This is a genomic window from Gaetbulibacter jejuensis (assembly GCF_039524015.1).
Classification (GTDB): domain Bacteria; phylum Bacteroidota; class Bacteroidia; order Flavobacteriales; family Flavobacteriaceae; genus Gaetbulibacter_B; species Gaetbulibacter_B jejuensis.
In genome coordinates this window covers 1-518 of record NZ_BAAAGF010000016.1, presented here as the reverse complement: position 1 = coordinate 518, position 518 = coordinate 1, and the positions used below count along the sequence as shown (strand labels likewise).

Below are 518 nucleotides of genomic sequence, written 5' to 3'. Positions count from 1 at the left end.
CGACTTTTTAGTATATTTTGCAATTGTGCAAATTGTAATTCACTTTCTAAAATTTGTAATGCTATTTGTTCATTAAATTTATTAGCTTTCAATTCTTCTTTAATCTTTTTCTGATCAAAAATTCCTAACCTAACGATTTGTTGTAATTGTCTTAATAGAAGTTGATTAGTATAAATTAACTGAGATTGTGTGATCATAGTATCGAAAACTGTTCTTACTTCTTCTGGATATCCTAGATCTTTAAATAATTTAGCAATTGTATCATCTAAATATTTAAAATCAAGGTACGGTCTTCCAAAATTTGATAAAGCTCTAGATAATAATGATCTTAAAAATTGTCTAACAATTCTCTGAACTGCATATTCATATTCTAATGTGAAAGTTTTTAGAAATAATTCTTTACCAGTTAAATTAACATTTTGAATTATTTCTTCATAAGCTTTTTAAGTCGGAGGCCAAGCGGTCTTAGGAAGACAACCGCAATCCGCAACTCCTTGGCTCACAGAACGACATGGCTA

General features: G+C 28.8%; 1 protein-coding gene. It reads right to left on the bottom strand.

Features of this window, described 5'->3' with window-relative positions:
• On the bottom strand, positions 1-197 hold a 197-nt coding region (locus ABD011_RS15740; protein ID WP_343799792.1), incomplete at its 3' end, for a hypothetical protein.
• Between the last annotated feature and the right edge of the window lie 321 nt (positions 198-518).